This is a genomic window from Longimonas sp. (assembly GCF_046498435.1).
In the GTDB taxonomy this organism is placed as follows: domain Bacteria; phylum Bacteroidota; class Rhodothermia; order Rhodothermales; family Salinibacteraceae; genus Longimonas.
This window is the reverse complement of sequence record NZ_JAWOAR010000075.1, coordinates 1-6,569: the sequence shown is the minus strand read 5'-3', so window position 1 is coordinate 6,569 and position 6,569 is coordinate 1. Positions and strand designations below refer to the sequence as shown.

Annotated in this window: 8 protein-coding genes; 7 read left to right on the top strand and 1 reads right to left on the bottom strand. The window is 62.9% G+C overall.

All coding sequences use genetic code 11. The features are described from left to right. Positions 1-51 precede the first annotated feature (51 nt). The 3 genes from R6U20_RS03305 to R6U20_RS03295 all read left to right on the top strand — a co-directional run bounded on the left by R6U20_RS03305 (position 52) and on the right by R6U20_RS03295 (position 1,846). Positions 52-432, top strand: coding sequence for a septal ring lytic transglycosylase RlpA family protein (locus R6U20_RS03305; protein ID WP_410336445.1), 381 nt, complete (start codon positions 52-54; stop codon positions 430-432). Positions 433-544: 112 nt separating this feature from the next. After that, the gene (locus R6U20_RS03300) at positions 545-916 is read left to right on the top strand and encodes a septal ring lytic transglycosylase RlpA family protein (RefSeq protein WP_410336444.1); all 372 of its coding nucleotides are present in this window, start codon (positions 545-547) and stop codon (positions 914-916) included. Between the two features lie 528 nt (positions 917-1,444). Continuing rightward, positions 1,445-1,846, top strand: a complete 402-nt coding sequence (locus tag R6U20_RS03295; protein ID WP_410336443.1) for a septal ring lytic transglycosylase RlpA family protein — start codon at positions 1,445-1,447, stop codon at positions 1,844-1,846. 287 nt (positions 1,847-2,133) lie between these two features. Here R6U20_RS03295 and R6U20_RS03290 read toward each other — a convergent pair whose 3' ends face one another. Next, positions 2,134-2,727 carry a ribonuclease HII gene (locus R6U20_RS03290; RefSeq protein ID WP_410336442.1) on the bottom strand — a complete coding sequence of 198 codons (594 nt, stop codon included), beginning with the start codon at positions 2,725-2,727 and terminating at the stop codon, positions 2,134-2,136. Positions 2,728-3,019: 292 nt separating this feature from the next. On the opposite strand from R6U20_RS03290, the gene R6U20_RS03285 reads away from it, so the two are divergent. The 4 genes from R6U20_RS03285 to R6U20_RS03270 form a co-directional block, all read left to right on the top strand. Next, positions 3,020-3,352 (top strand): ArsR/SmtB family transcription factor, encoded by a 333-nt coding sequence (locus R6U20_RS03285; RefSeq protein ID WP_410336441.1) that lies wholly within the window; start codon positions 3,020-3,022, stop codon positions 3,350-3,352. Positions 3,353-3,363: 11 nt separating this feature from the next. Next, a complete protein-coding gene (locus R6U20_RS03280; protein ID WP_410336440.1) occupies positions 3,364-3,579 on the top strand; it encodes a hypothetical protein in 216 nt (71 codons plus the stop codon). A gap of 3 nt (positions 3,580-3,582) precedes the next feature. Beyond that, on the top strand, positions 3,583-6,330 hold the full coding sequence (locus tag R6U20_RS03275) for an ATP-binding protein (protein ID WP_410336439.1): 2,748 nt from the start codon (positions 3,583-3,585) through the stop codon (positions 6,328-6,330). A 13-nt stretch (positions 6,331-6,343) separates the two neighbouring features. Further along, positions 6,344-6,569 (top strand): response regulator transcription factor (locus R6U20_RS03270; RefSeq protein WP_410336438.1); only part of this gene is annotated, 226 nt, incomplete at its 3' end.

The window sequence follows — 6,569 nt, the reverse complement described above, 5'->3', positions numbered from 1 at the left end:
ATTGCCTGCCAGGTGGTCGGCATAGTAGCTGGCCAACCCGTGGGCATCGGGATGCGCCGTCTGCGACCCTCCGTTCGTGCAGCCGATGCCGACGGGTTGGCCAGCTACTATGCCGACCACCTGGCAGGCAATGCCACCGCCAGCGGCGAGCCGTACAATCCGAATGCGCGTACCGCCGCGCATCGGACGCTGCCCTTTGGCACAAAGGTGCGCGTTACCCGTGTGGATACCGGCGATAAGGTAACCGTGCGCATCAATGATCGCGGACCGCAACAGCGCGAACGTATTGTGGATCTGTCGCGGCGCGCGGCCGAAGCCCTCAACATGATCGACGCAGGCGTTGTATCCGTTACGCTGGAGGTGCTGGAGGAGGGGGCTGCCACGCGTGAGCCGGACACGGTTTCCTCGCCCTCATCAACAACCGCAGACTGATACCTGCTCGCTGTTTGCCCTGGACTGGAGTTTGTGCACGATGCGATTGCTGCTGGCTGTTCTCGTTATCGGATTGAGTGGGCTATTGCTTGGGTGTACCAGCACAGGCTCTATGGCGCACGAGTCTGGCGCCACCGCCACGGGCATGGCCAGCTACTATGCCGACAAGTTCGACGGACGCACCACCGCCAACGGCGAAACCTTCGACAACAACGCGTACACCGCTGCCCATCGCACGTTGCCGTTTGGCACACGGGTGCGCGTGACTCGTACCGACACCGGCGACCAGGTGACGGTGCGCATCAACGATCGGGGGCCGTTTGTAGACGGGCGCATCATCGACCTGTCGCAGCGCGCCGCCCGCGACATCGACATGCTCGCTGACGGCTTGGCGGAGGTCCGCATCGAAGTGGTTGACGAGGGCGACGAGTCGCCCTCCGACGAAGCGCCCGCTGATGATGACAGCGATGCCACCTCGTGGTAGCGACTGCCGAAGACCGTTTGCGTCCCCGGTGAAGGCATAACCTGCTGGTCGGACGCAGGAGCATCCTCCACCTTGTGGCACCGACGGGGGACCGTCGGTGCCAGGTCCTGTGATTAATCTCAAAAAGTCACACTGCCTCGTGACGCTGCCGTTTACGGGCTCCGCCCCGTAACACTGCTGTGAGTGCGGCCATGCCACATGCGGCTTCTGTCACGCATAGCAATCACTATCCATTGATCCACTAAGTAAAGACAGGCATGAAGTTGGGGTTTTGTGCGTTTCAAACCGGTATCATGGGCGCCCTGACGATACTTCATACACGCTCTCATTCGTATGGTGCTACGTTTCACATACGCGTTTGCTCTATATGATTTTACGCAATCCCTCCCCCTAAATCCCCCTCCTCTGAGGGGGACTTGAGGAACGCCTTCCACGGTGCCTTCCTCCTCGGGGAGGACAGGTAGGATGGAGGGGAATCCACCCGGCAATCCCCAAAACCGTTATTGAGTTCACTTACCTTGATTTCGTATGACTATCTCTTTACGCGCTCTGCTTTGCTTTTTGCTTCCCGCCTGTGCGCTGCTGCTGATGGGCACGCCCACCTACGCCCAGTCGGAGGCCGACACGCTCCGCACCACCGGACTCGTCAGCTACTACGCAGATGACCTGGCGGGCAACCCTACCGCGAGCGGACAGCCCTACGACCCCGAGCGTCTCACCGCTTCGCATCGTACACTGCCGTTTGGCACCTACGTGGAAGTCACGCGCCGCTTCACGGGGGATACGGTGACCGTCATGATCAACGACCGGGGGCCGCAGAAGCAGGAGCGCATTCTGGACCTCTCGCGCCGCGCCGCCGAGGCGCTCAACATGGTCGATGCAGGTGTGGCAGAGGTAGAGATTGCAGTGGTGGAGGAGCCAGAGGAGTAGCATTTAACGCGGCCCAGTCCCTACCCCGCGTAATCCGAGATGCTTCACTGCGTTCTCGTGAGGTAAAGATCTGACAGGTCTTTGGAGACCTGTCAGATCTATTCTGTTCCAGGGCTCCCCCTCCCCGCGCGTGACGACTTTTAGTACGAGGAGTAATCCCCAACGCGGGCCGCACCAGCAGGCACAACGCCGCTTGGTCCGCATAGCTGGACGCAACAATCTCGAAGCCGCGATGCATCGCTTCCCCCTGAAATTGCTTCCCCCTGAAATTGCCCCCCTGAACCGGTCTACGTGCGGGAGAGCTTGAACGAAGTGCGGTGATACGGCGTGGGGCCGTGGGCATCGAGGGCCGCGTAGTGGGCGCGGGTCGGGTAGCCCACGTTGGTGTCCCATCCGTACTCGGGGTGCTCCTCGTGCAGCGCATGCATCATGGCATCGCGCTCGGTCTTGGCGATGATGGAGGCCGCCGCAATCGAAAGGCTCGTGGCATCGCCCTTCACGACGGTTTCGTGCGGACACGGCGCGTCGTCGAACGCTTTGTTGCCGTCGATGAGCAGGTAGTCGGGCCGCGGCTGGCAGTCGTTCGCGGCACGGCGCATGGCGTGGAGCGAGGCGTACAAAATGTTCAGGCGGTCGATCTCTTGCGGCGAGCAGATACCCAGGGTTACCGCCTGGGCCTGCGCCTCGATAGCCTCACGCGCCGCGAGTCGCTTTTTGGCCGAGAGCGTCTTGCTGTCCGCCACCATCGGAAGGTCCGCGTCTTCGGGCAGAATAACTGCCGCCGCCACCACCGGCCCCGCCAGGCAGCCGCGTCCGGCCTCGTCGAGTCCAGCAATCGCTTCATATCCAGCAGACCAGAGCGTACGTTCTTTGTCGAGCATAAATAGGGTGTTATGTGGATTTAGAGGAATACGCAGGAGCGCCGCGCTGGTGGATGTTTCCTGGCAGGCGTGGAGGAATATGCATCGTACAAAACGGGTGCGGCGGAGGCGAATGCATGGCGGTGGTTTCCAACAACATTCGCAGAGCCGGGAAGGAGCCGCCCCCCGACCACGCCCCGCGCGAAAAGCTGCCGCACACATTTTTGGGATGCCACATGGGTATGAACGAAACGTAAAGTGAGGGCTGCCGTATGGAGGCTCCCGCGAGTTGTTTGGATAGTCTCCGCCGCGCATGTCCGATTCCACGAACCCCCCGCTGGTCCCTGACGCGCAAATTAAGCGCGTGGCCCGGCGTCTCAAAATTATGGGCGACCCCGTGCGCCTTCAACTGCTAAACCTGCTCCGCGTGCACGGTGAACTCAACGTGCAAGAGCTGGTCGATGCGTCGGGGCAGCGGCAGGCAAACGTAAGCAAGCACCTGGGCATTCTAATGCGCGAGGGCCTCGTATCCCGCCGCAAGGAAGGCGTGAAGGCGTTCTACGCGCTCGACGACCCGAGCCTGCCCGGCATCTGCGTGCTCGTAACGAATCAACTTAGCACCGACGAAGCCCCCATGCCGTCGTAGCCTGTGCGCGTATGGATACGCTGGATGTACAACGACGACTGGTGGCCCTTTTCGTGGCGGGGTGTGTGCTTTTGGGATATCCGCTGCTCACGGTGTACAGCGTGCCGAAAACCATCGGCGGGCTGCCGGTGCTCTACGTCGTGATCTTTCTGATTTGGGCCGCGCTCATTGGGGCCAGTGCAGCGATCCTGCACCGCGCCACGGGCGGCGACTCGGAGGGGGCTTAGCCGATGAGCACGACGCTTCTTCTGCTGGTGGCCACGGCGTACCTGGGCATTCTCTTTGCCGTGGCCTACTATGGCGACGAACGGGCCGAGCACGGGCGCAGTCTCGTGAACAACCCCTACATCTACGCGCTCTCGCTGGCCGTGTACTGCACGGCGTGGACGTTTTACGGCAGCGTGGGCTACGCCGCCACCACCGGCATCAACTTCCTGCCCATCTACATCGGGCCCACGCTCATTGCCATCTTGTGGTGGGGCCTGATGCGCAAGATCGTCCGTATTAGCGCGCACCAGCGCATCACCTCCATTGCCGACTTCATCGGCGCGCGCTACGGCAAAAGTGCCCTGCTGGCGGGCGTGGCTACGGTCGTGGCGGTCATTGGGGTGGTGCCGTACATTGCGGTGCAACTCAAGGCCATCTCGACCAGCTTTGGAGCCCTCACCGCTCCGCTGCAAAGCACGGCCACCGCCGAGATCCCCATCTGGCGCGACACGGCGCTCTACGCCGCGCTGGTGCTGGCCGCATTCACGATTCTCTTCGGCACGCGCCACCTCGACGTCACCGAGCGCCATGAAGGGCTGGTCGTGGCCATCGCCTTCGAGTCGGTCGTGAAGCTGGCCGCTTTTCTGGCGGTGGGGCTGTTTGTCACGTTCGGGCTGTACGACGGACTCGGCGACCTCTTTCAGCAAGGGGCCGCGGTGCCGTCGATCGAGGCGCTCTACACCGTCGAGGCCTCCACCGGCGCCTTTGCCGATTGGATGTGGCTCACCGGCCTGTCGATGCTGGCCGTGCTGTTTTTGCCCCGGCAGTTCCAGGTAACCGTTGTCGAGAACGTGAACGAGGCGCATCTGCGCAAAGCGGCGTGGCTCTTTCCGCTCTACCTGCTGCTCATCAATCTCTTCGTGCTGCCCATTGCTGTGGCCGGGCTGCTGCATCATGGCGATGCCACCCACGCCGACATGTTCGTGCTGCTTGTGCCGTTTAGCGAGGGCCAGACCGCGCTCACGCTTTTTGCCTTCATTGGCGGACTCTCAGCCGCCACCAGCATGGTCATCGTGGCCACAACGGCGCTTAGCACCATGATCTGCAACGACCTGGTGGTCCCGCTGCTCCTGCGCATCCCCCAACTGAATCTGGCGCAGCGCTCGCGGCTCACCAGCGTCATTCTGGGGATTCGGCGGGTAGCTATCGTGGTGGTGCTGCTGTGTGGTTATCTGTACCTGCGGGGGCTGGGGGATGCGCCGTCGCTCGTGTCTATCGGGCTGATCTCGTTTGCTGCGGTGGCGCAGTTTGCCCCGGCCATGCTGGGCGGCATCTTCTGGAAGCGTGGCACCCGCACCGGCGCCCTCCTCGGGCTCGTGGCGGGCGTTGCCATTTGGGGCTACACACTGCCGCTCCCGCTTCTGGCAGACTCGGGCTGGCTCCCGGCGTCGTTCATGACCGAGGGCCCGTTCGGCATCGCAGCGCTGCGCCCGTACGCGCTTCTGGGGATGAGCGAGCTCAACCCGGTCCCCCACACGCTCTTCTGGACAATGCTGGCGAACGGCGGACTCTACGTCGTAGGCTCGCTGGCTACACGGCCCAGCGTCATGGAGCAGAGTCAGGCCAGCCGCTTTGTCGATGTCTTTCGCCATGCGGGTCCCCAGGGGGCCGCCCCGTGGACCGGTTCTGCCCCGGTGGCTGATCTGCGTGCGCTGCTGCGCCGTTTCTTAGGGTGGCGCCCGGCCGACCGAGCGCTGCAACGCTACCGGACGCGCCACGACCTGAAGGCTCTGCCCGAGCGCGCCGACGAGGAGCTGGTCGATTACGTCGAGACGCTGCTTGCCGGGGCCATTGGGGCGGCCAGTGCCCAAGCGGTCATCGGGTCGGTGGCCCAGGCCAAGCCGCTGCACATTAGCGAGGTGATGGACATCCTCGACGAGACACAGCAGGTCATGGCGTACAGCCGCGAGCTGGAGCGCAAGAAGGCCGAACTGGAAGCTGCGACCGAAGAGCTGCGCGCCGCGAATCAGAAGCTGAAAGAGGTTGACCATCTCAAAGACGAATTCGTTTCTACTGTGTCGCACGAACTGCGTACGCCGCTTACCGCCATCCGGGCGATTTCGGAGATCATGCATCAGACGACCGACCTTTCGCCCGAGCAGCAGCGGTCGTTTGCTACCACGATCATGCGCGAAACCGAACGCCTTACACGTCTCGTAAACCAGGTGCTCGACCTGGAGCGTCTCGATGCCACCCCCGTGCTCGACCGCGCCCTCGTAGACCTGCGCGATGTGGTGCGCAACGCCCTCAGCGCCGTGCGTCCGCAGTTTGAGCAGCAGGCCATTGCGCTCAATGTGACGCTGCCCGACCGCCCATGCCCGGCGCGCATCGACCGCGACCGTATGACGCAGGTGCTGTTGAACCTGCTCTCGAACGCCGCCAAGTACAGCACCGATGCCGATCCACACGTGGCGGTGCGCGTGGCCTGCACCAACGACACGCACACCGTATCCGTAGCCGATAACGGACCCGGCATCCCCGAAGACCAGCAAGAAGCCATCTTCGAGAAGTTTCGGCAGGCGCGCAACCGCGTGGGTCCGCAAGCGGGGAGCGGATTGGGCCTGGCCATTGCTCGCCAGATTGTGCATCGGCACGAGGGCACGCTCACCGTGGAGAGCACGCTCGGCGAGGGCGCGACCTTCACCGTGCAGGTGCCTGCGCATGCCTCTGAACCCGTATCGGCTACAGACCCTGAAGCCTCTGTTTCCTAACGACCTGTGCGCTATGCCTCATGTGCTTATTGTAGAAGACGAGCCGAGCATTGTAACGCCGCTCAAGTTTCTGATGGAGCAGGAAGGCTGCTCGGTGCAGATTGTGTCGGATGGTGCGGCGGTGATGCCGGCTATTGCAGCACAGCGCCCCGACCTCATTCTGCTCGATGTGATGCTGCCCTCGCGCAACGGCTACGACCTGTGCCGCGCGATTCGGGAGCGGCCCGAGGGGAACGACA